Source organism: Bdellovibrio sp. HCB2-146, from assembly GCF_047345725.1.
GTDB lineage: Bacteria > Bdellovibrionota > Bdellovibrionia > Bdellovibrionales > Bdellovibrionaceae > Bdellovibrio.
The window spans coordinates 184,220-208,826 of record NZ_JBLEQP010000003.1; the positions used below are offsets into that span (position 1 = coordinate 184,220).

General features: G+C 45.2%; 19 protein-coding genes. 7 read left to right on the plus strand and 12 right to left on the minus strand.

The window, feature by feature from the left end; genetic code table 11:
* The first annotated feature begins 81 nt into the window (after nt 1-81).
* Entirely contained in the window at nt 82-957 is an 876-nt protein-coding gene (locus ACLWOR_RS18715; RefSeq protein ID WP_413942385.1) for an RluA family pseudouridine synthase, read from the plus strand.
* Here the strand turns inward: ACLWOR_RS18715 and ACLWOR_RS18720 are convergent.
* A complete protein-coding gene (locus ACLWOR_RS18720; RefSeq protein ID WP_413942386.1) occupies nt 947-1,879 on the minus strand; it encodes a hypothetical protein in 933 nt (310 codons plus the stop codon). The genes ACLWOR_RS18715 and ACLWOR_RS18720 overlap by 11 nt on opposite strands.
* Nucleotides 1,880-2,025: 146 nt before the next feature.
* On the opposite strand from ACLWOR_RS18720, the gene ACLWOR_RS18725 reads away from it, so the two are divergent.
* A complete protein-coding gene (locus ACLWOR_RS18725; RefSeq protein ID WP_413942387.1) occupies nt 2,026-3,204 on the plus strand; it encodes an endonuclease/exonuclease/phosphatase family protein in 1,179 nt (392 codons plus the stop codon).
* Between the two features lie 66 nt (nt 3,205-3,270).
* Here ACLWOR_RS18725 and ACLWOR_RS18730 read toward each other — a convergent pair whose 3' ends face one another.
* The 9 genes from ACLWOR_RS18730 to ACLWOR_RS18770 all read right to left on the minus strand — a co-directional run bounded on the left by ACLWOR_RS18730 (nt 3,271) and on the right by ACLWOR_RS18770 (nt 14,787).
* Complete coding sequence (locus ACLWOR_RS18730; RefSeq protein WP_413942389.1) at nt 3,271-3,681, minus strand: hypothetical protein; 411 nt, start codon at nt 3,679-3,681, stop codon at nt 3,271-3,273.
* Between the two features lies 1 nt (nt 3,682).
* A complete protein-coding gene (locus ACLWOR_RS18735) occupies nt 3,683-5,593 on the minus strand; it encodes a DUF4105 domain-containing protein (protein ID WP_413942390.1) in 1,911 nt (636 codons plus the stop codon).
* A gap of 40 nt (nt 5,594-5,633) precedes the next feature.
* Complete coding sequence (locus ACLWOR_RS18740; RefSeq protein WP_413942391.1) at nt 5,634-6,329, minus strand: hypothetical protein; 696 nt, start codon at nt 6,327-6,329, stop codon at nt 5,634-5,636.
* Nucleotides 6,330-6,456: 127 nt separating this feature from the next.
* Nucleotides 6,457-7,818 (minus strand): hypothetical protein, encoded by a 1,362-nt coding sequence (locus ACLWOR_RS18745; RefSeq protein WP_413942392.1) that lies wholly within the window; start codon nt 7,816-7,818, stop codon nt 6,457-6,459.
* A gap of 113 nt (nt 7,819-7,931) precedes the next feature.
* On the minus strand, nt 7,932-8,864 hold the full coding sequence (locus tag ACLWOR_RS18750) for a hypothetical protein (protein WP_413942393.1): 933 nt from the start codon (nt 8,862-8,864) through the stop codon (nt 7,932-7,934).
* Between the two features lie 81 nt (nt 8,865-8,945).
* Nucleotides 8,946-10,133, minus strand: a complete 1,188-nt coding sequence (locus ACLWOR_RS18755; protein ID WP_413942394.1) for a THUMP domain-containing class I SAM-dependent RNA methyltransferase — start codon at nt 10,131-10,133, stop codon at nt 8,946-8,948.
* The gene (locus ACLWOR_RS18760; protein WP_413942395.1) at nt 10,133-11,152 is read right to left on the minus strand and encodes a hypothetical protein; all 1,020 of its coding nucleotides are present in this window, start codon (nt 11,150-11,152) and stop codon (nt 10,133-10,135) included. The genes ACLWOR_RS18755 and ACLWOR_RS18760 overlap by 1 nt, the downstream gene beginning before the upstream one ends.
* A 97-nt stretch (nt 11,153-11,249) precedes the next feature.
* On the minus strand, nt 11,250-13,532 hold the full coding sequence (locus ACLWOR_RS18765; RefSeq protein ID WP_413942396.1) for a hypothetical protein: 2,283 nt from the start codon (nt 13,530-13,532) through the stop codon (nt 11,250-11,252).
* A complete protein-coding gene (locus tag ACLWOR_RS18770) occupies nt 13,522-14,787 on the minus strand; it encodes a hypothetical protein (protein ID WP_413942397.1) in 1,266 nt (421 codons plus the stop codon). The genes ACLWOR_RS18765 and ACLWOR_RS18770 overlap by 11 nt, the downstream gene beginning before the upstream one ends.
* Before the next feature lie 235 nt (nt 14,788-15,022).
* Between ACLWOR_RS18770 and ACLWOR_RS18775 the strand changes: the two genes are divergently transcribed.
* Both ACLWOR_RS18775 and ACLWOR_RS18780 read left to right on the plus strand, forming a co-directional pair.
* Entirely contained in the window at nt 15,023-16,066 is a 1,044-nt protein-coding gene (locus ACLWOR_RS18775) for a glycosyltransferase family 9 protein (RefSeq protein WP_413942398.1), read from the plus strand.
* On the plus strand, nt 16,063-17,358 hold the full coding sequence (locus ACLWOR_RS18780; protein ID WP_413942400.1) for a 3-deoxy-D-manno-octulosonic acid transferase: 1,296 nt from the start codon (nt 16,063-16,065) through the stop codon (nt 17,356-17,358). Before ACLWOR_RS18775 ends, ACLWOR_RS18780 begins: the two co-directional genes overlap by 4 nt.
* On the opposite strand, the gene ACLWOR_RS18785 is transcribed toward ACLWOR_RS18780, so the two are convergent.
* The gene (locus tag ACLWOR_RS18785) at nt 17,355-17,819 is read right to left on the minus strand and encodes a hypothetical protein (RefSeq protein ID WP_413942402.1); all 465 of its coding nucleotides are present in this window, start codon (nt 17,817-17,819) and stop codon (nt 17,355-17,357) included. The two genes, ACLWOR_RS18780 and ACLWOR_RS18785, sit on opposite strands and share 4 nt — an antisense overlap.
* A gap of 212 nt (nt 17,820-18,031) precedes the next feature.
* Between ACLWOR_RS18785 and ACLWOR_RS18790 the strand changes: the two genes are divergently transcribed.
* Nucleotides 18,032-19,156 (plus strand): hypothetical protein, encoded by a 1,125-nt coding sequence (locus ACLWOR_RS18790; RefSeq protein ID WP_413942404.1) that lies wholly within the window; start codon nt 18,032-18,034, stop codon nt 19,154-19,156.
* Nucleotides 19,143-22,457, plus strand: a complete 3,315-nt coding sequence (locus tag ACLWOR_RS18795) for a hypothetical protein (RefSeq protein ID WP_413942406.1) — start codon at nt 19,143-19,145, stop codon at nt 22,455-22,457. Before ACLWOR_RS18790 ends, ACLWOR_RS18795 begins: the two co-directional genes overlap by 14 nt.
* Before the next feature lie 4 nt (nt 22,458-22,461).
* On the opposite strand, the gene ACLWOR_RS18800 is transcribed toward ACLWOR_RS18795, so the two are convergent.
* A complete protein-coding gene (locus ACLWOR_RS18800) occupies nt 22,462-23,202 on the minus strand; it encodes a helical backbone metal receptor (protein WP_413942407.1) in 741 nt (246 codons plus the stop codon).
* Between the two features lie 107 nt (nt 23,203-23,309).
* Between ACLWOR_RS18800 and ACLWOR_RS18805 the strand changes: the two genes are divergently transcribed.
* On the plus strand, nt 23,310-24,602 hold the full coding sequence (locus ACLWOR_RS18805) for an enoyl-acyl carrier protein reductase FabMG (RefSeq protein WP_413942408.1): 1,293 nt from the start codon (nt 23,310-23,312) through the stop codon (nt 24,600-24,602).
* The last annotated feature ends 5 nt before the right edge of the window (nt 24,603-24,607 follow it).

Here is a 24,607-nt window from a genome sequence, read left to right on the forward strand (position 1 = left end):
CTGACTACTATGGACGAAACGGACCCACTTGAACACAGATGTCACACCATGCTATGGGTAGTTTCTATCACAGGAAATAGTATGCAGAGCGCAAGAGGATTTGAATACGGTGTTCGACATATAATAAGCCCTCAGTCGGGATTATTATGTGATGTTTTATTAGGCATTCTTGACATTGATCGAACGCAAATCGAATTTCTCTTACAATTAGGTTGCATCTACGTTAAAGGCCAACGCGAAATTCAAAATATCTTTATCGAAAAAGAAGACTATCTAAGAGTCCATACCAAACCCCGTCGCTTTTTGGCCGATGATGGACTTTGGAAAACGCGGATCGTCTTTCAAAATTCGGATTTTGTCGTTGTTAAAAAAATCTCGGGCTTACCCGTTCATGCCTCTGTCGACAATTTAAAAGAAAACGTTCAAGCCTATGTTGAAAAGGCCATTGGCCAAAAAGTTCTACTGACTCATCGTTTGGATGTTCCCACGCGCGGACTGATCGTTTACGCAAAAACAGAACAGTTCCAATCGGCATTTAATAAACTCTTGATCGAGCGTGGCATGAATAAAATCTATCGCGCACTTGTCCATGGCGAAAAAATTCCGTTGGGATTGGTCACGCATTATATGGAGCCTTCTCCCCGCGCACCGAAAACCGTTTCGACGGAAGCAAAAACTGACTGGCAAGAATGCCAGCTGGAAGTTCTAAATTATCGTCTGTGGGAACCGGGGATTTCAGAAGTGCGCATTAAACTGATCACAGGTCGTACACATCAAATCCGCGCGCAGATGTCAGCTTTAGGATATCCAATTGTGGGAGATGTTTCTTACGGCGCTGCTCGCCAGTGGCTTGAGGACCGTATTGAATTGGAAGCAGCGGAGTTATCATTTACAAATCCACTCTCAGGTGAAATTCATCACTTTCGAGCGGACGAAGACAATTATCTTATAGATTGAAAAGGAAAACGTTCGTCAGCAAAGTGAATGACGTGTTTTCTGGTTGCCAGTAAGCAACGTCCTTACCTTTAAAGCTGTTCAGTGTCGTTTCGTTTTGGAAACCCACTGTGAAGTTCCATCCACGCATTGGTCTTACTTCAAGGCCAAGCCCTGCAACGAATTTCGTCATGTGGCTCGAATCAATATCATTTGAAACTGAACCATAATACCAAGTTTCATCAAAACCCGCTCTTGGTTTCAAGGCAAAGTACTGATTGATATCGGCAACAAGCTCTAAGTAATGCTCAAGTTCAAACTGCTTTGTCGCCGAAATCGGTGACTTCACATAAAGACCATCATCACCAATCGCAGTTGTTTCGTTGAAGTAAGCTGAGTTCTGCTGAACAAACATGCCTGGCTTGATCACCCACGTGATCGAAGAAAAACGTGTGAAGTTGTAGTCTACAAATAACTCACCACGAATACGAGTGATCATGCCTGAGTCCTTCGACATCTGACTTGTCGGCGCATAAACCTTAATCGCACCAGAAAGATCGATAGGTCCCAGATAACCAAGATCATAGAAAGACATCGCAACGAAGACGTCTTGAAGGTCTCCACGAGCGCTCACGTATTCGCCGTATGGATCGACACCTTCAGTTTGGTAAGTGAATGGCAGGCGCAAAGAGACTTTGCGATCTTGATCCAATTTGTAGTTCAAGGAGAAGTAGTTGTAACCACCGAAAGAACGTTGGTCTTTAGGTTCGGCTCTTCCAAATGTCATATTGTCGACAGATGAAATCGAAAAGAAACTTGTGCTCCATTTGCCGCTTGAAGAATCACCGAGCGACATGACCATCGCCTGTTCACGATCTTGAGCAAACGCCCCACAGCTGATCAAAAAAGTACCTAAAACTGCGAGAACTTGAGCTTTCATTTGCATTGGCGACTCCCTAGGAAAACGATGACGGACTTTACTATGGCACCCCGCATTCAGCAATAGGGAAAATCAAGACATCCCGAGTCTCAACTGAAACCTAAAAATCTTTCGACTTGAGTCATCACCAGACTCCCCTTACAACAAAGGTCATGAAAATATTTCTGCCTGTCCAAAAATTAGTCACTGCCCTTTTAATCTCTGTCTCCCTTATTGGTTGTGCCGTCAGCTTCGAGAAAAAGAAGTGGGATCTGCCGCCGAAAGCTGATGACGAAATCTCTGTGATGTCATTCAACGTCGAAAATCTTTTCGATACGGTTCACGATGCAGATCGCGAAGACTACGCTTACATGCCAGTGGCAGTGAAAAACGCCAGCCCTGAAATTCAAAAAGCATGTCGCGAAAAAAATGACAATGCCTATCGTCGTGGTGAATGCCTTAACAATGATTGGACAGAGGAAAAACTAGCGAAGAAAATGCGCAATCTGACTGATGTCGTTTTGGGTGTCGATGGCAAAGGCCCGGACGTTTTGATGTTGATCGAGGTTGAGAATCTCAACGTTTTGAACATCTGGAATAACGACTATCTTCAAAAGGCAGGATATAAAACTGTTGTCTTGATTGAAGGCCCTGACAAACGCGGGATCGACGTCGGCTTTATGTCGCGCTTTCCAGTAGTTGGCAAACCAGTCTTGCATCAAATCCCTTGGGAACCAAAAAACGAAGAAGACAAAGAGTGGATGTTCCGCTCTCGTAATATTCTTGAAGTGACCGTGAAAGCTCCCAATGGCGATCCATTGACTTTGTTCGTGGCCCACTTCCCTTCTCAATCAAACCCGACATATTGGCGTGAGCAGGCTTCTCGCTTCCTCGCAAAACTTGTCGCAGATAAAGGACCTGATGCCATGGTTGTGGCTGCTGGTGACTTGAACATCACGCACGAAGAAGAGGAAAAAGAACACTTCTTCCGCGACATCATGGGTAAATCGGGCGCGATCTCGCACTTTGTGGGTTGCAAGGAATGTAAAGGCACGCACAACTATCGCGGTTCGTGGTCGTACTTAGATGCACAGATCTATTCAAAAGCCCTTTTGTCGGATGGATCTGGCAGCTACAAAATGGAGCCGGGCACTATTGATGTGATCCGCTACAATCCAATTCACCTTAAAAAAGGTAAATATCCAAACCGTTGGGACAGTGACAAGGAAACTGGCGTTTCCGATCACTTTCCACTCTATGTTCGTTTGAAACAAAGAAGTGCGGCGAAGAATCCAGTGAAGGATGAAGCTCCAGCAAAAGCCGAAAAGCCTGCGAAGAAAAAGAAGAAATAACAAAAAAAACCCACATCGATTTCGACGTGGGTTTTTTATTTTCTTTTTTCCTTTCGGAATCAGAAATTACAAGCTCTCTGCTCTTTTCATAACAAGGTAAGCCACTTCTTTATCAGAAAGTGATTCAGAACCTTGAACTTGAGCTTTCGCCAAGAACTTACGTTCTACGTTCATTGCTTGTTGCAATTGAGCTGTTGGCTCACCACCAACTGCCAAGTACTCAGCAGCGTCGCTGTCTGCGTTCATATAAACTGCATACGTGCGATCGTTAGAGATTTCAGACAAGAACAATGCAGAAGTAGACAACAATAAACCCGCCAAAACACCTTCTTCGAAGTTGTCGTCGTGGTGATGACGTGGTGGTGGTGGACGGTGGTAACCGCCGCGACCGTATCCGCCGCCATGGTGGCCACGGTATGCGAATGCTGTGCTTGCTACAGAAACTGCGATCATTGAAAGAAGTACTGTTTTCATCATTTTAGAACCTCCTACGATTCACTAAAAAATTCATATTTTCTTTAACTGCATTTAATTCTTGAGTCATCTCAGGAAACTGACGCAAAAGCTCTTCGCGGTACTGAGCCCCCCAAACGGAAGTATCTTGGTATCGCTTTGTCACTTCTTCATCAGAGATCATCTCATTAGCAAGAGGAATGCCATATCCAGTGGTGGCATATTGCCACGGCAGACGCGTTTGCGATGCTGCGACGAGTTTTTCGATGGCCTCTGCTAAGCGCGGATTTGCCCCTTGTTCACTCTGTAAAGTGCGTGAAAGGAGATTTTGTAACGCACGGTTCACTACGGATAAAACATACTTTTCTACCGCATAGGCCGCACCAATTTCGTCAAAGTCATTCATAGATTCGTAAACTTGTCGGCGATCTGCAGCCGCTGAATATTTCGCCAAATCTGTAATGTCTTTATGATTTGGGAAATCGCGATGTATTTTAGCAAACACCTCATCAAGGATTACTTTTTGACTCGGATAATAGAAATTCTGCGCGCGAGCTTGTTTTTTATTTTCGACGACCTTCACGTCGATCAAACCAAATCGCGACAGATTCGTGTAAACACCCAGCGGGCTGATAGCAGAGCTATCTTGATAGGGATGATTTTTAGGTAAAACGGCACGCACCAATTGATCGGCTTCCGTCGCGCAGTTATTGCTTAGAAATTTATAGTTCCCCGTATAGCTCCAAAAGTGTTCAAGTGTGGTCTCTAAGAAATGCTTTTTTTGTTGCTCAGTAAATTGAATTGGCAAACTGATCAGTTCACGCCATTGGCCGCGCGTGTACTCTTCGACGATTTCGTTCATCGAAAAAGTCATCAACTGTGAAGGATATTTACCCATCAATCCATCCCAGTAATTTACAATCACATCGTCAATGCTGGCACGATAGCTCAGCACCACGTGGCTTGCAAAGTCGCTTAAGCATTCAGGCCCGACAGTTTCTCTATCAGGAGCGCAGATCACCAAGCGGATCATGGAGTGGCCCCAACGGCTGGCAATCTCTTCGCCTTTGGCGGCAAATAAGAAATGCACTTGATAGACTTTTGCCGGATCGATATCGATCTTCCAACCACCTGCACTCGTGTAGAGGTACTGAGTTTGCTTGCAAGATCCCGACGGGAACGGTTTGGATTTTGTGATCTGCTCAAAGAACGTATTGAAAGCTGGACGACGGCACGCATAGCTTGAGTCCAGCAAGAACTGTGTAAAGTTCAAAGCAAAGTGCTCATGTACGTTTGTAAGTTCATTGTAATTGCCTACACGTCCTAAGAGTTCATTTTTGCTTTCTTGACGAAGACCCTTGTAATCAGAAAGAGAACGATAATTGAGTCCATCGGAAATTTTGTATTTCGCTTTCAGATAGTAGCTGCAAATTGCAGAAGGCGGGATTTCGAACTGGTTTTTTTCAGGAGGATATTGATTTTCACACTTTTGAATCTCGCGCTGATCGACTTTGTTGTTCCAATACTCTGCGGATTGATCAAATAAGTGCGCGACTTCATGAATAATGGCGGCAACGGCGATATCCTTAACAGACGTCGCACCACAATTGGCATTTTTTTCGAGCGCTGTGACAAGTTCAGGATTGACCAAGATTCTTTTACGAGCCGTGATAACATCTGAGCGAACCAATTTGTCGAAAGCTAAATTCTTATTGCAAACCTCAACCGGTGAAACGCCAAAGCGCTCCACAGCGATCGTGTAAGTCCCGTTCAGCGTGTTTTTAACGAGCACTGGGAGTTTGCTCTCAACTTCCATCACAACGGATTTAAAAGAGGATCCCACGCCCTTCGTTTGCAACGAAAATCCATGGGCAGCAGTCACGCCACATAATGCAGCTGCGATGAGGGCGAACTGAGCAAGTTTGAATGTTTTCATCCGAACATCCTTCCCGAAGGAGCAACAAAATGGCGCCAGATTATTGAGTGGCACCAAGCATCTCATCGATAATACGTTTCAAGTGACCAGGTCGTCCGGCCTCAATACCACTTAAACTGGTTTCCGCTAAAAATCTTAAAGTGGGTTCTTTTTGCTTCTGCAAAACTCGGCGCAGGTCGCTCGCAATTTCCGGGTGCTTTTCAGCCCTGATATCCAGGCCTTCAATAGCGCTCACACGAATCGACATTTCAAAAGTTCTTTGGGCGGACCCCACAGAATGCGGATCTTGAAGATTTTCGAAGGATGGAAGCTCGCTTGCCGCCAGGGCTGATAAAGTCACAAGAGCCTGAGGCGAATCGGATTGAGTCAAAAGATAAAGAGCTGCCTGGCGATCTTCCATTCGGCCTTCGGTGTTGAGCAATTGATTTTGCAGGCTTTTAAGATCGCGATCTGAAAGATTCTGAACAGCGTCTTGCAATGACTTTTCCGTTTGCAAATCGCGCTCGGACTCACCCATTTGCTGACGAACTTTGGCCAGGGTATTTTGCAGGGTTTCGCTGGTTTCTTGGGAATAGAACATATCCATGGTCTCTTTAGGCAACAGCGTTCCTGAGGCCTTGATGATCTGCGGATTGATAGTTGGAGATGTGCTTAAGAAATAGCCAGTCACCGCAGCCAAAAGGCCAACAGCGAGAGCGGCAGACAATGTCCAAATCTTGAAGCTTTTCGTTCCCATTGGCCAGGAGCATAGCAAAGTCGGTGCTGGCCAATAATGATTAGGAAGCATTAGAAGTGACTGACCATGAAGGTCTTACAGGGCTGGCCTCATTTGAGGCACCTAGAAGCTCTCAAGCTTCATAGACCTAAAAGGTCTCTAATTTTTTAGACCAGTAATAAGGGGCAAAAACCTTACGGAACGGGACCTGAGGAAGCCCCAGAGGGGCCATCCAAGAGCGGTTAGAAAGAATAAGAGCCTTCCCTGTGAGAGTCACCGCGATTTCCCCTTGGCCCGGCAAAGGCCCCAGACTCACCAGATTCTGAACCGTCAGGCTCTTTTTGAGATCTGAATTCTTCATCTTTTGGAAGTCCTTCCAATACATCGGAAGCGGATAGAGGTCACCTTCGGCAGTGGCGATATAAAGAATATCTTTTTGCACCATCACCGAATTACTAGTCGACAAAAACTGCCGTGGTTGAATATCTCCAAGAGACAGTTCTTTATCGGGATCAGCATCAGCACCACAAATGATTTTCGTTTTAAAAAGCAAGCACGAGTAATCCCCGCTATAGGACACGTCGACAAGCTCTGTGCGATCTTGCGCGGAATAATTTGAGCGAAAACTTTGCGCGTATTCCCCCGCTGTTTCAACAAAACCCAATCCATAGACGAAGCTTTTGACCTGTGCTGAAGCGCTATCAAAAAAAGTCGGCAGCGACGTCCGCGTCGTCAAGATGCTGTCAGCTGGAACTTGCATGATCACTTGGCTTTGCTCACCATCGTAGAAATAGACATCCCCATCTGCCGCCTGCAAAAGAGCGCCGGTTTTCATATCCAATGGCAGCTTATTAAAACGCTCCAGCAAACTGACCACCGCGCGCGACCGGGCTTGCAGTTTTACGACCGGATTTGAAGAAGGAGAAATCGCCAGGCGCGCCTCAAATAAAGTTCCTACAGCATAAGACCCACGGTAATCGTGATAGTCTTTGTCACAGGCAAAACCGCCACCAATGGCCATCGTTCCATGCTGGCAGCGAGAATGAGGATAGCCCTCAATGTGACGAGATTCATGAATCAAAGTACTCGCCATCGTCAGCATGTCGAAGATATTCAGATAGGGACATACGTGCAAAGTGTTCTCTTCATCTGAGAGCACATAAGCCATCGTCGTCGTGCCACAACGAGACTCGCCAACAGAATCAAAAACCACCGTCTTGATTCGTGCAGCAAAATATGAATACGGATTACTATCTTGAAGTTCTAAGTCCAATTCAGCAGGAATTTTTTCTGCGGGAGTGTCTTTGATAAACAAAATCGCCTGAGCAAATTTGCGCAGGATATTTTTGCTGTCGCAGGCATCGAACTTGAGATTTGAATCTTCGCTTTTGACTGTGAAAATGCTGAAAACTTCGTTCTGAACACGGTCTGTGTCCAAGCAATTGCCGCCTGCCCAAGAGACTTCAAAAGCAAATATAGTAATAGCGGCGCAAAGGAGCGTTTTAAGCATTCGCGCGTGATATCAAAAATTAAACAGGGATACAAGAAAAGCGTTAATTTTTTGAAAAGAAGGGAACCGAGAATAATTCCCTTCTGAAGGAAGTTTCGACGACAGTCGAAGAACTAATAAACGAGCAAGCGAGAAAGATCGACAGTTGGACGGCTGCCACATTGGCCCGCCACTGTCTTAAAACTTGAACCTACAACTTCCGCCTGGCTGTTTTTGTACGAAAGAACTTTCTTTGTTTTGTCAGTTAAGATCACAGAGTCGCCTGTCAAAGAATAGCAACCATCGGCAACGCTCACCACGTGGTTCTCACCAGCCGTTTTCACGGAGTTTTTGCGACCGTTGTTGAGTTTCCAAGAAATCTCATGAGTGGCTTTAAGAACCTTCACATTGTTTGTGCGAAGAGACTCACGATCCACAGTCAAAACGATGTTGAGGTTATGAACATACCAGCTCTTGTTATCTGGAAACTTCACATTGCGCTGGTTGATACCGGCTTCAGTTTCCAAACTGATTTGCAAGGTGTCTGCTTCCAATGATTCAACTGTCACAGAGTAGTTTTTCTCAAAAACCTGAACAACGTCATAGTTTGCCACATTTGAAGTGTATTGTCGGAGGTCGTTCCCTTGGACTTTGACGATTTCATTACTGATATCGCCAGCAGCTTTGGCGCTGACAACGTATTTTTTCTTATCAACAGAAGTGTATGTTCCGAAATTTCCGTCGTAAGCAGCTGCTTTTTTATTTGCTACTAGTTCAACAGAACCGTCTTCACGTGTTTCACTCACCGTGAAACCCGAAGCCGTGGCGTCGTCAACACCCAAAGCCACGCGTGCCATTTGAATGGCTTCAACTTCTTTTTCAACTGTGAACGCGGCAAGTGCGAAAAAGCCAGGAGCACGTTGCTGGTCGTTCTTTTGATTTTTCTTATTGTTGGTACGAACATTACCTACGCGCGGATCTGTGATTTTAGAATCCGATGGCTGGCAGGCAGTGAGGACCGAAGTGAGAGCGAATAGGCTTGTCAAAAGAAGTGCGGCTTTTTTCATGGCCTGCAATCTATCGTAGATGGGGCCTATATTCCAGCTCCGACCCAGAACGCATAAAAAATCTAACGCAATCCTAAAAATTTACAGGGCCGAGAGAACCGTCCAAAGGCAGCGAATTCCGCCATTGTTGATTTTAATCTCTTTGGCGACCTTATAGCCCATCGGAGCCACCGTCAGGGGGTACTTTTCAGGGAAAAGAATACCTAGCTTTTGAGGCTTCCCAAACTTACAGAAACGCTCCGCTAGATCGTTTATTTTGATCCCGCTCCCCGCTTTTTCCAGGCGCTCCCCATAGGGCGGATTAACCACCATCCAGGAAGGACCTGAAGCTGGCTCAAGTTCTTTCAGGCTATCACTGATCGCCACATCAAGGTCCGCCGCCGCGAAAGACTTCTTTTGATAGCCCGCGAGTTGCTTTTCCACTTCAGCAAAATTTTCTTTTACTACAGAAAGCATTTCTGGATTCACATCGCGTCCTTTAAATCCCGCGAATGGAATCTGCGTTGGCATTTGATAATTGAGCGCGAATGAATTTGAGAGGAACAATTTCGGTGCGCGTTTCCATTCTTGAAATGCATACGGACGTTGAAATTGCCCTGCAAAAAGAGCGCGCCCTTCCGTGAGGAAAGTTCCAGCGCCCATCATCGGATCATACAAGGTAATTTTAGCAAGATCTTCCGCTGCTTCATTCTCAATCATCGACTTGATAAGTCCTGCTGCCAAAGTTTCTCTGAGTGGCGCTTCACCTTTAAGAACACTCCAACCACGTTTGTGCAAATGTTCACCTGTGGTGTCCAAACTGATCGTGCAATTGTCGTCATCCATGCGGATATAGATTTTTGCGCAAGGCTTTGGACCTTTGGCTCCTTTAAAGATTTCATCAAGGGCTTGGCGTGCGGATTCTTCGAGGCGCTTTTCATTGTTCAGGCGACTTTTTTGAGCTGCGACTTCGAATGCCACATTTCCGTGCTGAAGAAAATCAATCCACGGGAGAGATCTCATTTTTTGATAGAACTTTGGCAGATCGCGCGCTTTAAAAGCGGCCATACGGAATAAAATCCTATTAGCCGTTTTCAAAAAGAAATTCAGTTGCACGCCAGTGAACATATCAGCTTGAAATTCCAAACCACCCAAGTCGATAAAGACTTCAGGAAAGGGCAGATCGTGCTTTTGCGCGTTTTTCGCCAGCAAATAAGGCCAAACAGCCTTCATGTCTTTGAGAGTTTGTTCTTCAAAGCCAATCGGTGTGGAAATAAAAAATGTATTCACTAGAATCTCCAGTAAGCGTCGAACGTAAAGAAGTAACCGTCTGTCGGAGACAGAATCATCGAAGAAATATCGACGGTGTTAAGAGAAACGCTGGCGTGAAACTTATCCCAAATTTTGAGATACGTTAAGTATCCCCCGACAGCTTTCTTTTCAAAGTTGTAGCTGGGTCCAGCCAAAACGCGGTCCCAGTTCGAGCGAATATACTCATAACCCGACTGCAAACTGCTCGTACCCAGGGATTTGATGGCTGTGGAGTCTTCGGCGTCCTCAAAACTTAAAAGTGCAATGGTGATAAAAGTATGGCCTACGACTGTGTCAGAAGAAATCGAGTCCCAATAAAAGTTGAAGTTGAGACTGGATGAGTCCTTATCTTGAACTTTCGCAAAACTGAGACCGCCGGAGAAAATATTGGAATTGTTTTGCCAGAAACGTGATTTAAAGTACGCATTGCCCGATTGAATAAAATATCCCGGTACCCACGTTCCGATCGTCAACCAATCGCGAACGCCGTAAGAGACCTGCGCAATATAGTTTACAAAATATTCTTTTTCCCACAAGGTCTCTGCCGTCTCACCGACTGCGATACCTTGAGTGAAGAGAGGTTTGTACTTTGACGAAATCGTAGCGCCTCTGTGACGAATCAACAAATCCGTTGTCCCCAGATACTTTTCATTTTCGGATTCAAGATTCAGTTGGAAGAGTTGGTCGCCGATCTGAACGAAATTCAAGCGCGACTGTCTTTGCAATTCGCAGGTCAGTTCAATCGTTCCGTCGAGTTGACGCTCAATGTGACGGACTTCAACGAAGGCTACAATCCCGATACCTTCAGTTTGCGATTCCACCGGCAGTATTTGTCCCACATACCAATTGTCGGAAACGCTTAAGGCCTTCACTGTTTTGTTATCAACGATCATGTCGAGACGGGCGCGGGCTCTGCCATCAAGAAAGTCGTCTGGAGCTTTTTTACCGGCCACACCCGCAGGCTCACGATAGATGATAGGAACATCATCATTTTCCATTGCCATTGCCCAAAAAGGCAGCATTAAAATAAAAACTAGCAGGTGTCTGAACATTGCTAGTTTTTTTAATAAGCTTAAGACAACTATTCAACTCTTTTTATTTGAGTTGCTCTTTAAGAGTTCCAAAAAGGCGAATAATTTCAAGCCGCTGAACTTCGCCCATACCCCACATTTTATCCCATTTAAAGCTGACGATCTCTTTAACTCCCGGAATCTTTCCGTAATACAGCAAATAGGCAAATCCATCGGTCAAATGAGACTCAGACGTATCTGGTTTGATCGTTTTAAGGAACGACATAAATCGCGGCGCCGCAGCTTGGATTTCTTCGAGCGAAAGTTGATCGTTGCCATCGACATCAAATGTCATCAAGACACTTTCAACATAGTGAAGAATAGTCACCATCGTGCGTATGTTGGCAGTTTCAATCAGACCTTCTTGCTGATCCGGAGTTACTGAGGCCGCCTTAAGATATGAATAAAACAACTCCCACTGCTCAGGGGTGAGGTTTTCCACATACTTTGCCATTTTCGGAAGATTGTTGAAAAGGCTGTTGAACTGAGTTCTCATCACCGTCTTAAAACAAGCTTCGACTAAGAATGGTTTTCCAAAAAGATCGATCTTATCCGTTCCGCACTTTTCAAGCTCTGCAGCATGAGCAGCATCCGCTGAACTTAAAAGCCCGGCACTGAAAAGCACGCTGATAAATTCAAAAGTTTCGCGCGCACTCATCTTATCGTCGCCGTTTCCGGAGAACGTAAAGAAATTAGCTTCCATAAAGCTGCGACCGCCCGAACTCAGAGCTGTGGAGCGTGGGTCAAAGGCTTTTAAATCAAGTCCCAAATTGTAGAAGTCTTCATACCAATCGATAAGGCCTTGCTTTTTCATGCTGGCAGCCATCATACGATCTTGAACGTCGTCACCATATCCAAAGAGCAAAAAGCGCGACAACGTACGCATGAAATTCAACTTCGTCATCCCCTTCCATGTGTAATTCCATTCCTCGGGATGAGGCGAGACAAATAAACGACCTCGCTCGGAAAAATTGGTAAGCGGGTTCCCCATTAAAATTTCACCGAAATCCTGCCATGATTTTTTCAAAGCAATTTGCTCAACCGGATCAGATGTCAGGCCTTTCTCAATGGCTTGTTTTGAATCATAGCTCTTATAAAATTCGAGCAAAGTTTTTTGCGTGACTGTCGGCTGCGCACTTGTCAGTGTCGTATCGATAAATGACTGTGCCAGTCTCCAGACAGAAATTTCGCGACGAAGCGCTGCTAAGTGTTTTTTCTCAAGCCCGACGAGACCACGAGAATCATGCTTACGACCCGGCTCCAGAATTTTAATCAGAACCCAGCGATATGTTTCCTTCAACGAACTCGCACGCAAAGACCACGTCGACCGTTTCATCACTTGATCAATAAGAGTATCAATGTCTTCAAGCGGAATGCGCCCTGTCGTTTTCATTTGATGAGAACGAGCAATCAGATCCATAGTTTGATTTACGAACAACGTCATTTGACGGAGCTCTGATTGTTTTTCAAACTTTACGTCCCCAATGACATAGCTGTACTTTAAAACAAGCTCATATAAATCTAAAAAGCTATCAAGTCCCTCTTTCCACTGAGTCAAACTTGAAATTTGCGCTCTCTGACCGATCAGAACATTTTTAACGGACTCGATAAGTGGAATCCATTCGGCATACGCTTCATACGGAGCAAACGGCTCCGAGCCGCGAATGAATTCCGAGAATCCCGTAAGTGCCTTTTTCCAATCTTCAAAACTGTAATCAGATTTTGCGAACTGTGTTTTTTCTAAAATGCGGTGCAAACTTTTACGAAGCTGTTCAATACCTGTCGACGTTGCTTCCCACTGAGTCTCATTTTTTTCTGCCTGATTTAACAGCGTGCGAATATGAGGAGCCACCAGAACCGACTCATCTCTGACAGTGGCCAAAATATCGATCAGCATTGAGATTTCGGTTTTTGTGATATAGCGAGCAGATCCACCCAGCAGAGCCCGCTTGATTTTCATCAACTCGCTTGCAAACTGAGGCGTCACATTGTTTTCTTTTAAGAAGTACTTTCCAAAAAAACGACGCATTTCTTCCATTGTATAAGCGTCTTGCAGGGAACCATAAGTTTTTTGCTGGAAGTAAGTTAACGAATCACGCAAGCAATCATAGCTTCCGCGAATTTGTGACTCTGTAGCTTCACCGACAGTGAAGGCTTTTAAATTTTTAGGTAAAATACGAAGGCAGGCAAAACGAGAATCGGAAAGCTCAATAACTTGGGCTTCACGCTTTTTACCCTCTAAGAACTCGGTACATCCCGACAACGTCGACACGCAAATAAGAGCTGAGATCCAAGCCTTAAAAGACATAGCCAGCTCCTATCATCAAACGATCATTGTTCTCAAACTGAGCAATTTCAGTCTGGCTCTGAGCTGAAGTTGTCGATTCTCCCGCTTTCACCAATTGAGCTTCGGCCATCAAGGACCAAAGCCCCGACAAACGGAATCGTGCATTCAAGCGAATCAGCTGGAAGCTATCAGAGTCAGGGACTGTGTAGCTGACCTTCGCAATCAGACGACGAGCCTTGGCGAAACTCCAATTTGAAAGCAATGAAACTTGATTGGCTTGACGGAACGGATAGCGAGCCATCAATGGGGCACGCCCCGCACTTGCTAAATCACCCACTTCACTGACTTCGCCACCATAAATGTCCAAACGTTGATAGTTGAAGGCCCAGCGTCCAAAGTCCCATTCAAAGAATGGCGAAATCAACGCCGCATCTGAATAAACCGGATGAGTCCATTCAGGTTTAAAGACATTGTCGGTCATCGGGCGCTCAAAAATCCCGCTGACTCCCACCCGCATTCTTTTGAATTTATAACTCATATCTGCCCCAGCTAATGAGTGATAAAACACTTGCGGTTGAAGCTTAACATTTCCTTTGAGCTGCGCGAGATCCAGATTGCCTTGATATCCCACGGCCAATTGATTGATGGGTTTATAAATATAACTTAGCTGTGCACGAAACCCACGCGGGTCACCGAAAGAAACCTTACCACCGAATGAGTTTTGCAAAACGACTTGAGACTCATTAGGTCTTTCAAATTCATATTCAATTGCTGTGGCCTCTTGCCAAATACGAATGCTATCCGGGGGACGACGGAACCACGGATTGCCCTTGACGAATTCGCCATTTTCAATCTCGAAACTGGGGCCTTGGTCAGGAACATAAAAAGGTGAAGCAAATAAAACCGCAGTTAAATTGGGGCGATCCAATTGCCAGAAAATTCCTGTCAGACCTTGGCGTTCCGGAGCCAATGGATTCCACTTGAACAACGGCTCCCACACACCCAATTCCCATTGCGCATCAAGCTCGCTCCAAAGCATTTTCTTACGACCGACATAAAAGGAAATCGACTCGCTTTGGCGGTTTTCAACATAAAATTCTGGAATATTGAGATAATTCAAAAGCGGAGCTCCAATTGCCACGCCTGCTGAAACATCGACTTTCAGAGGTTGTTCGGAAAAGGAATCCGTCTTAAGTTGGGCGCCCACAAATTGATAATTGGTTTTTTGCGTAGCTTCAAATGTCGGGCTAATAAAGGAGTCTGAAAAGGCACGCATTTCCGTGGTTATTTGCGCCCAGGCAAAAGAAGTCCATAGCATCCCCAGGGATACCCAAATGGCCTTTTTTAAAATCGACGCACACCTTACAGACAACGAGCCTCCGGTAGGCACACACGTGCCCATGGTCTAACTCATCAAGGTATGTGCCATGAGGACCGGCCCTATAAAAGAGTTCACCTTGCAAATATTTAAACAAGTGACCTTTTTCGGCGTCTTTGCTAGACTTCCTTCGATGCCCAAAATGACTGAAAAAACTGCTAAAATTTTAATCATTCGCTTCTCCGCTTTTGGAGATGTGGTGCAAAGCTTGAGCTTGCCTTCCGCACTCGCTCAAACTTTCCCAGGGGCAGAAATTCACTGGATCACTCGCCAAGACATGGCGCCGCTGCTACAAAATCATCCCCATATTTCTCGCATTTGGCAGCTGGATCGCAAAAAAGGCATGAAGGGATTGATCGCACTTTGCAAAGAGATGCGCCAAGAAAACTTCACGCATATCTATGATGCTCATAATAACACTCGTTCACGCGTGATTTCGTTGATGCTTCGTCCTTTGGGAATGTTCGGCATGGGGCCGCAATTCATACGTCGCTCCATTCGTCGTTGGAAAAGATTTTTGCTCTTCCGTTTACGTGTGAATACCTTTGAAATGCCTTTCTCTGGACAACGTGATTTGCTGGAGCCACTGCAGCCTTGGGGAGTTTCAAAGCTTCCTCCGCCAGCTCCGCAGATTTTTCTTTCTCCTGAAAGTGTCGAAAAAGCGCGCGAAGTTTTGGGTTCTTATGAGGGCGCAATTGCTCTGGCTCCTTCTGCGGCGTACTTTTTAAAACGCTGGCCGAAAGAATACTGGAAAGAATTGATCCTTATTTTTCCGAATGAGAAATTTGTGTTGCTTGGTGGCCCAGAAGATTCATTTCTTGAGGACATTCGTTCAGCGGCTCCGGATCGCGTTTTAAATTTAGCAGGAAAATGCTCTCTTGCTGTAAGCAGTGGCGTGGTTTCCTTGTCGCGTCTTTTGGTTGTGAACGACACAGGTCTTTTGCACGTGGCTGAGCAACTAGGGAAACGAACGATTGCTTTGATGGGACCGGCTCCCTTTGGTTTTCCGTGCCGTCCTTCAACGAAGGTAATGGAAATCAATTTACCTTGCCGTCCTTGCTCGAAGCATGGCCAAGGACCTTGCGTGAACAAAGCGCGCTTTCATCAGTGCCTCGTTGACATCACTCCAGGACAAGTGGCGATTCAAATTAAAGCCTTACAGGGAAAAAGCTTGTGAGAAAGTTGATCTATTTCCTCTACACTTGGATGATTGTTCCAGGAGTTTTACTTTTACTTCAAGCTCTGCGACCCCTTCTCTCTGGCAAATTGCGCGAGATGATCGAAGACAAAAACAAAGCTTTTTATAAAATTAAAAAAACTCATGGCGAAGAAGAACTCGCTGCGGCTCGTCCTTTGTGGATTCACGCGGCCAGCGGTGAAATTGAATACGCTCGTCCTGTGATTCGCGAGTTTAAAAAGAATCATCCCGAAATTCCGGTCATGGTGACTTACTCTTCTCCCTCGGCGAAAAAGATCCTTGAAGGCTTGCATGATGTGGATTTGTGGGCAGCACTTCCCTGGGACATCGATGGGTCTTTACGTGCGTTTATTCACAAATGGAATCCGCGTGCGCTGCTTTTCTCTCGTACCGATGTATGGCCAACTCTTGCGGCCGTGGCGAAAAGTGAAGGACTGCCAAGTTTACTCTTCTCTGCAACTTTTGCCGACAACTCGTCACGCCTCAAAGGAGCGACTCGTTATTTAACGGCACATTCGCTGGATCAATTAAGTCAAATTCACTGTGTATCGGATGAGGACCGCGTGAACTTAGCGCGACTGCAGCTACAAACCACAGTTGCCGTCACCGGGGATACGCGCTTTGACCAGGTCTTTCATCGTTTGGAAAATCCCAAAGAACTTAAAAATTCTTTGATGCCGAAGCCTGAAGATTTTGTCTTTATCGCGGGTTCGACTTGGCCTGAAGACGAAGAGTTTTTGATTCCTGCCATCGAGAAACTTAAAAACAAAAATATCAAAGTGATTTTAGCTCCCCATGAAATTGGCGCGACTCACCTGGATCAGTTAAAGACTCAAATCAGTAAAGCTGGGATGAAGTACTTGTTGTACTCTGAAGCGGAAACTTGGCCGGACGGCGAAGTGCTGATTATTGATCGCATTGGTATTTTGGCAGAGCTTTACACGTGGGCCGATATGGCCTTTATTGGGGGCTCGTTTAAAAAACAAGTGCACAGCGTGATGGAAGCATTGGCAGCAGGTTTACCAGTCATGGTAGGTCCTCAGCATCGTAACAACCGTGAAGCTTTGTTCTATCAAAAGAAAAACTACTCAGCCGGGATGATTGTGCAAGTGGTTCACAACTCAAATGACATCGCGGTTTTAGTGGAACGCATGCGCAAACAAATGCCACAGATTCCACAGATCAAAGAAGAAATTCGCCTGGAGATTGGAAGAAATAAAAATTCCACTCACCGTATTTTGACGGCGCTCGAACAGCTTCTCGGAAATTAGTAGTTTCGCTTACAGACCGCAATACAGCCTTCAGCATCAACTTCAGACTGACCTTTTTGACCGCCAACGACTGTGGCATCGAAGTCAGCATACTCGAAACGCGTGCCTTTTTTGCAGTCTTTGATATCGCGGTCTTCTTTAAGCCAACCAACATACTCTGTCGTCTCATAGTTGGTTCTTTGAGTGATTCGACAACCCATATAGCAATGAGCTCTTTTGTCATTCCCGAGGGACTGCGCGACTGATTGTTCATTCTTGTAAACACCGTAAGCGGCGTATAGATCGAACAATCCTGGATGCCTTGGCTCTCGACTCAACCAGTCTGCCACAGTCGACTGATACACTTCTTCCGATGCAAAAATCTTGTTCGTGCGAGGGTTGATCTCACTTGAAAAACACGTCTGGGCAAAAGCTTGTTGGGTCATCAAAAATGTCGCAAAAAGAAGGCTCAAATTTTTCATAAAGAAGCTTATAACATAAGCAGCGCAAAGCTCCGAGATGTCCTCCTTTTTGACACATCTTTTTTTCAAAGAATTCGGTAGGAACAAAAAACGGAACTCCAAATATTGTCACCTGTTAAAAATCTGTAAGCTAAAACGCATATCTTCGCTATGGACCCCTTTTTTTCGCGCATGGAACTTGAAATACCGCCGGTAGGAACTACGGGGTTTAGATGAAGAATTTTGGGATCTATATACTGAGTATATCTCTCCTTTTGGCGGCAAACGCTCAAGGACAGGTCCAATCTGCGATGTCTCTAAAAGAGACAGAGCGCTCTTCATTTTTGGGAGAATGGAAGGTCGGCCTTAGCGGTACAGACAACCACGACGAACGCAGCCAATCCAAGAAAGTTGATTTCCGCCTCGATCTGAAAGCCAAGTACCACCTGACAAGTTATTTGTTATTGGATGTACAGCCCGCATTCCGCCTACAAAGCGGTCAAACGCAATCTGTGGATGGCGCTGACTCCGCTGAAAACAAACTGCTTTTAAACCAAGCTGCGATGGATTTCCAACCATCTAAGTATTTTAAATTTATGGCAGGAGCTTTAAATCAACGCTCCCTGCACAATCAACTTTTGCTAGATAAAATCGCCTTCCCTGCAGCCCGCGCAGAGACAATGTTTAATTCAACTCAAGTTGAGTCTGGATTTGCTCTTGAGACAGCCATCCCCACTTCTACTTCGATGAGCGCAAACACAAGTGAGCTTGAGCCAACACCTACATTTAATACGGCATCTGCAAGCCTCAACTGGCTTCCTTCAAAACGCGCTTTCTGGAAGAACAGAGCCGGTTTTTTCAGTTTTAAAAACCTCCCATCCGCGGTTGCGCAAAAATCGCAATTCTTGGGTAATGGCGTGAACTCAATCTCCGAAGCTGATTATAAATTTAAATATGAATACGAAGGTCTTGAGGCTTCAACTGAGATCTCAATCCCCGTTTTGAATCGCCTGACTCTGCTTGCCGGGGCTGATTACACGCAAAACCAAAAAGCTCCGACAGATCTTAATGCGGCAAGCTTCTATTGGGGTGGCGCTGAACTTTTTGTAAACCGTAATTTCTCTGTGCAGGTAACGGGGGGACGTTTTGCTATCGCTCCCGATTCAGCGGTGGCCTACTTCAGCACCCTTGAAACGAACCGCGTCGGTTATTCAGTTGAGAGTATTTTTAAATTTCAAAGAGAGCGTTTTAACCTCAGTGTGAAATTCCAGGATGCTGAAACTATGTACCAGTCGGACACTCAATCACGCGAACAAACTCTGCAACTTAAGTTGGAGACCTCTTATGCAAACATTTAAGAGATTCTCCCTTAATATTATCGCTTTGACAGCGGCTCTTACGCTGGCTGCCTGCGACCTTTCAGGTCCTCAAGGCGCTCGCCCCGATGCCGAAAATGAAGGTGAATTGTCGATTCAAGGCGAAAACACCGGAGATAAACCAAATTTAGGTCCAAGCACTTTTTCTGTGGAATTTGCGCCGAGCAAGTCTTCTATGTTGGAGTCTCGCACGACAGGAGCTTTCCAGTTACCGACTGCGAAAGTCTACAATCTTGTCGCTTGCTTAAAGGACACGGCATACAACAAAACGATCCAAGGTCATAAATTTAAGATCAAAGAATTGAATCAAGAAACACGCACGGATTCAGCGGGTTGCTTGAGCTGGAAAGAAAACATTCAGTATAATTACCTTGCGGATTCAAAATACGTCCGTATTGATCGTCATATTATTGGCACAGGCCTTCACAACGGCACTCGCCGCGTCTCTTTTGCGATCAACCCATGGTCCCATGGTGAAACTTTACCTTCTGTACTGGAAATCAAAGCTAACAGCGAAATTCCACAATTAGTGGAAAGTGCAGAAGCCGTTCAGCAAGCCCTAAAAGGCCGTCCTCGCCCCCTTTGGGTTGAAGAAGGTCGTTTATTTATGACCGAACAACGTATGACGGCAAAAGGTGTTGAGCTCAATGCAGAATTCCGCGCTTCACCAAGTATTATGTTATCAAAAATGAACGGTGAAGTTTATCAACGCCCTCTCACTTCAGGTAGCTTCAAAGCGCGCATGAAGTTGATTCACGTGTATGTTCATAACAACAAAGAAATTCGTCGCTCTTTAGGCGAATCTGCATTTGAAGATATCCGCATGAGCAATGCCAGCTTGGCGATCAAACAAACCATTGCTCTGCCAGCGATACCAACTCGCGGTCAAATCTATTTGGGTCTGCAGCTCGTACCTGTTGATGGTCCAGAGGGTCTATCAGCATTTGATGGTATTTACATGCTGGGCGAATACGACACGATCAAAGGAACTTCGATCTTGAAGGTTTCGACGTTAGTTGCACAGACGAAGAACTTCCAGATTGCCAACTATTTGAATGCGGAAAATCCAACTGTCACTCAAGACGAAGATCACAACGACAAGGACTTGGATTCAGATGCTTACCAAAAACCAAAAATCGAATTCGGTTACATCCGCTATCTGAGCTTCACGATGGGGCCTGAAAGCCTTTCAACTCGTACGATGAATATCAAACTTCAAGCGTGCTTGAAAAATGGTATCGATCAGAAGATCGTGCGTTCTCATACATTTAAAATTACTAAGTTTCGTCAGAAAGACTCTGACAAAACTGAAACTGTCATTGATAAAACAGATAACAACTCGTGCATCAATTGGAACGAAACTATCACGTATAAGGCTTTCGAATGCCGTCACTTCATCAGAGGCGCGGTTCGTATCGAAAACACAGATTTAGGTACAGATGAGAAGCATGAGATTGCTATTAACCCTTGGGAACCAGCCGACCTTGTTCGTGACTTGCGCACAGAGCAAGATCCAAAAGCATTGACTTACAGCTGCTCTGAAAAAGAAACCAGCGTGCCAACGCAAATGCAAATTGATAGCTACACTTACAGCACGCAAGGTTATGACTACAAAGTCGATGATCTTTTGAACCTCACGGTTTACAAAAAAGTCCGCTTCCGTATTGAACCGCGTCTTGTGAACTACTCTAGTACATCAGCAGGTCGTGGTGATACACCTCAAAAATTGCGTGATGGTATTTACCTTCTTAAAACGGCAGTTTTAAGAAATGTTGATTACGATCCAAGTAAAACATTGGTTTCGTTCAACCAAAACCTCGTCAACGTCGTAGGGGGTCTGGTTGCGCAAGAAATCACGTTCCCGGTAAAAGACCTTGCCGAACTGGGCAACCGCAACAACATCTTGATTGAAGTGTATCCAGTCAATGAAAGCAAAGTCACATTGGTCGACGGTCAATTGCCGAAAAAATTATCATTGGCGGAAGCTGATGCTTTGATTGATCGCGGTGATATGCTGATTCAACCTTTTATTGGTTCGATCACTCTCAACATGGATGAAACAGGCCGTAACTTGAGCATGTTTGACCAAAAAGCTGTGAGTTCCTACTTTGTAAAAGGCTACGCACCGAAGTCGCCACTTCAAAGCGTCATCACTCAGCTGGTTGAACAATCTAAAGAAGTGCGCAAAGCTGCAAAAGCAGCTCAAGCCGCGAAAGCTTCTACGGCTGTCTATGCTAAAGAAAACAACTTGGATTTGATCAACCTGAGTCAGGTTGAAGACGCTCAACCAATGGCGAAACTTTTTGGCCAGCAAGATGTTGTCGAAAGATTGGTTTTAACCAAAGCCGATCTTCAAGAGGTGATCAACACGGGTAAAGTCAATAATCTGACGGCGCAGAAGTTCTGTAACTTTTGGGCGAAAGATTATATGGCAAAAATGTACGCTGATAAGGGCGGCGCCTTGATGTCAGACATGACGATGCATTTGGCGATCGAGTGTTTCAATGCTTCAAAACGTGATCCATCTCGCTTCTTCCAGACGGAAAAACGCCTGCAAATCAAAAAAGTCGCAGGATCTCAGCATGTGCGTGGTTTGAACTATGGTGTGACAGTGGGTACGACTTTCAACCTTAATACATCTCATGCGACTTACGTGGGTGTTTCGAAATCATGGGCAACAAAAGTAGGCCTTGGTTACAAGTTCCTGGATTTGTTCTCTTTGGGTAGCGACTACTCGTACACATTGTCGTGGTCGCAATCCGATGGTAACTCGACTCAAAACGGAATCTCGGTGAATGGCTCAACAACTTTGGCTGTTCAACAAAACATCGTGAAATTGAAAGTCGATAGCTATGAGCAGTGCGCGGTTGTTCGTTTGAACCCTCGCCTCTTTATGGCTTCAACAAAGAGAAACTATATCGGGACCTTGAATCCTCGCCTGACAGAGCAAGAAACAGTGGCTGCGGCAACTCGTGGTTTGTATCTGTGTGAAGGCATCGTTCGCAATCAGCCAGTTCAGTTGACTGAGAACTACTACTTCTTGGTTCAAGACCAAACAAGTGGCCAACAGCAAGACGTGGGTGATGCGAGAAACAGAACATTCTTGATGGCACTTCGTTCAACAAATGATTTCGATCGTTTTATGCTTGCGATGAAGGGCCAACTGAAAATGCCTGCTGATGCCACGACAAAAGACAATGCGCAAGAGATGTCAGCGAAAATGATGATGAATCTTTTTGATTTGCCGGCATCTTCGTATCCAGGAATGTACCTCGTACAATAACGTTCTACAGGCCCAATTCCGTTTTTAAAAATTCCAAACTGCGAGTCCCGAACCAAGAAAAGGACTCGCCATTGACGATCGCACCTTCAAGGCCTTCGGATTTTAGCTCTGCGATTTTTTTCTGAAATGGAAAAGGCTCTGATGAGAAAAGCAAAAGTGCTTTTTTAAACTCTGTCACTTCATCTAAAACGGGATACTTCTCCCCCGCTGGGAACTCAACGACCTTCGCGCCCAATTTTTCTAAAACAGAACCGATGTATGTTTCACGGCTGACTGCCATCCACGGTTTTTTCCAAATCAGATACAAAACCTCTTCGTACTCTTGAGAAGGTGTCTTCACCCACTCCATAAATCCGGGAATGCGTTTTGGATCCCACTTCGGAACAGGTGCTTCTAAAATATCCAGAGCTGTGACCGCCAATTCCATTAATTGTGGATTGCGAAACTCTTCCCCCAGACGCACCAGCTCTTTTTGTAATGTTTCAAGAGAGTTCACATGCGTTGCAAGATAGGGAGCAGGACATTCTTCTGCCATTTCGAGAGGATTTTCTTCCTGATCCAGAAGGACCAAATCAGGTTTGATATCAACCACCAAATCCCAGTTGACGTCTTTAGTTCCACCGACGATGGGAATATTTGTAATCATTTTTGGCGGATGAATGCAAAAACGTGTACGGCCCACCACTTGAATTCCTGCTTTCAAGAGTGTCTCTGTCCACGATGGCACCATGCTAACTATTCTCATTCATCTCCCCCGGTGAATTCAGAGACTATCTACTGAGTCATCTAGAGTCAAAACTTGACCGAAATCCATACGCAGATACTATGTCCGCTTATAACTGAGGTGAATTTATGACGCAACTTTTCCCACTTCGTGAAAAACCAGCTTTGGCTCCTTACAAAAAGGGCGATGTTCTCGTGCTTTTTGGTGAACTCTTCTCACGTGGATATGCCAACGGTTTAGTTGAAGAAGCGGAACGCCGTGGAATGACAATTGTGCGTGCGACTGTGGGTCGTCGCGAAAAAGATGGCTCTCTTCGTGCTTTGACTGCCGAAGAAACTGCCAATATCCCAAAACCATTTATCAATGTGCCACTTGAAGCAGGCTACGATCTTGAAGCAGATTCTCATGGTGTGACACCTTGTGATCAAATGAAAGATGCGGGCTTGAAAGATTGGGAACAAACGAAATTGAATCCTGAATCATTGAAAGAGTCGCGCGCGAAAGGAACAGCTCGTTTCCGCAAAAATACAGAGTTGTTCTTGAAAGAACTTGAGCAACATATTCCCGCGGGTGCGAATGTTTTATTTGCTCACCTCATGGCAGGTGGTGTTCCTCGTGCCAAAATCTTGATGCCTTTGTTGAACCGTGCGTTCAAAGGTCGTGGTGATCGCTATCTTCCTTCAAAAGCGCTCTTTGATTCATCTATCGGTCAATTTTGCTTGGATAACTTCATGGCGGTGACTGCTGAAACCTTCCACCATTTACTTGATCTATCTGCGCCATTGCGTCAAAAATTGGAAGCTTCGGGCAGCCATGTTTCTTACACAGCTTACGGCTATCACGGGACAGAAGTGCTCATTCGTGGTCAATACAAATGGCAAACATACACGCCTTATTTCCAAGGTTGGGCAAAGATGGCTCTCGAAGACATCTCGAAAGACTACTTCAAAAAAGGCGTGAACTGCTGTGTTTACAATTGCCCTGAGATCTTGACGAACTCAAGCTCGATCTTTCAAGGAGTTGAAGTATCACTTTACCCATTGCTCGCAGCTATTCAAAAAGACGGGGCTGATAAAAATCATGCAGCCGCAGTTTTGAAAGAGTGCAAAGATCTTTTGAAAGACGATGTCACATTCGAGCAAATTATTAAATTCACAGACGACTACCTCACTAACGATCTGACTCTTGAATTTAGTAAGTATGAATTGTGGCCACAAAATTCAGCTCAGCACCAAATGGAATACATGCTAAACAGTTCAGATCATCTATTCAGCTTGCACAAAGATGAGAAGAACTTGATCACGGCGGTTTTGTCGGAAGTTGTGTTTAAATCATGTGGTTACGTCATGTTGCACGACTCTTGGAAACCAAAATCACCAGTGGCTTGGATCAACCACGACATTGTTGCTCGTTGCATGTAAGGGTC

Bases quoted from the DNA above. Each gene is read 5' to 3' on its own strand.
- ACLWOR_RS18715 (WP_413942385.1), top strand. From the start codon at position 82: ATGCAGAGCGCAAGAGGATTTGAATACGGTGTTCGACATATAATAAGC.
- ACLWOR_RS18720 (WP_413942386.1), bottom strand. From the start codon at position 1,879: ATGCAAATGAAAGCTCAAGTTCTCGCAGTTTTAGGTACTTTTTTGATC.
- ACLWOR_RS18725 (WP_413942387.1), top strand. From the start codon at position 2,026: ATGAAAATATTTCTGCCTGTCCAAAAATTAGTCACTGCCCTTTTAATC.
- ACLWOR_RS18730 (WP_413942389.1), bottom strand. From the start codon at position 3,681: ATGATGAAAACAGTACTTCTTTCAATGATCGCAGTTTCTGTAGCAAGC.
- ACLWOR_RS18735 (WP_413942390.1), bottom strand. From the start codon at position 5,593: ATGAAAACATTCAAACTTGCTCAGTTCGCCCTCATCGCAGCTGCATTA.
- ACLWOR_RS18740 (WP_413942391.1), bottom strand. From the start codon at position 6,329: ATGGGAACGAAAAGCTTCAAGATTTGGACATTGTCTGCCGCTCTCGCT.
- ACLWOR_RS18745 (WP_413942392.1), bottom strand. From the start codon at position 7,818: ATGCTTAAAACGCTCCTTTGCGCCGCTATTACTATATTTGCTTTTGAA.
- ACLWOR_RS18750 (WP_413942393.1), bottom strand. From the start codon at position 8,864: ATGAAAAAAGCCGCACTTCTTTTGACAAGCCTATTCGCTCTCACTTCG.
- ACLWOR_RS18760 (WP_413942395.1), bottom strand. From the start codon at position 11,152: ATGGAAAATGATGATGTTCCTATCATCTATCGTGAGCCTGCGGGTGTG.
- ACLWOR_RS18765 (WP_413942396.1), bottom strand. From the start codon at position 13,532: ATGTCTTTTAAGGCTTGGATCTCAGCTCTTATTTGCGTGTCGACGTTG.
- ACLWOR_RS18770 (WP_413942397.1), bottom strand. From the start codon at position 14,787: ATGCGTGCCTTTTCAGACTCCTTTATTAGCCCGACATTTGAAGCTACG.
- ACLWOR_RS18775 (WP_413942398.1), top strand. From the start codon at position 15,023: ATGCCCAAAATGACTGAAAAAACTGCTAAAATTTTAATCATTCGCTTC.
- ACLWOR_RS18785 (WP_413942402.1), bottom strand. From the start codon at position 17,819: ATGAAAAATTTGAGCCTTCTTTTTGCGACATTTTTGATGACCCAACAA.
- ACLWOR_RS18790 (WP_413942404.1), top strand. From the start codon at position 18,032: ATGAAGAATTTTGGGATCTATATACTGAGTATATCTCTCCTTTTGGCG.
- ACLWOR_RS18795 (WP_413942406.1), top strand. From the start codon at position 19,143: ATGCAAACATTTAAGAGATTCTCCCTTAATATTATCGCTTTGACAGCG.
- ACLWOR_RS18800 (WP_413942407.1), bottom strand. From the start codon at position 23,202: ATGAGAATAGTTAGCATGGTGCCATCGTGGACAGAGACACTCTTGAAA.
- ACLWOR_RS18805 (WP_413942408.1), top strand. From the start codon at position 23,310: ATGACGCAACTTTTCCCACTTCGTGAAAAACCAGCTTTGGCTCCTTAC.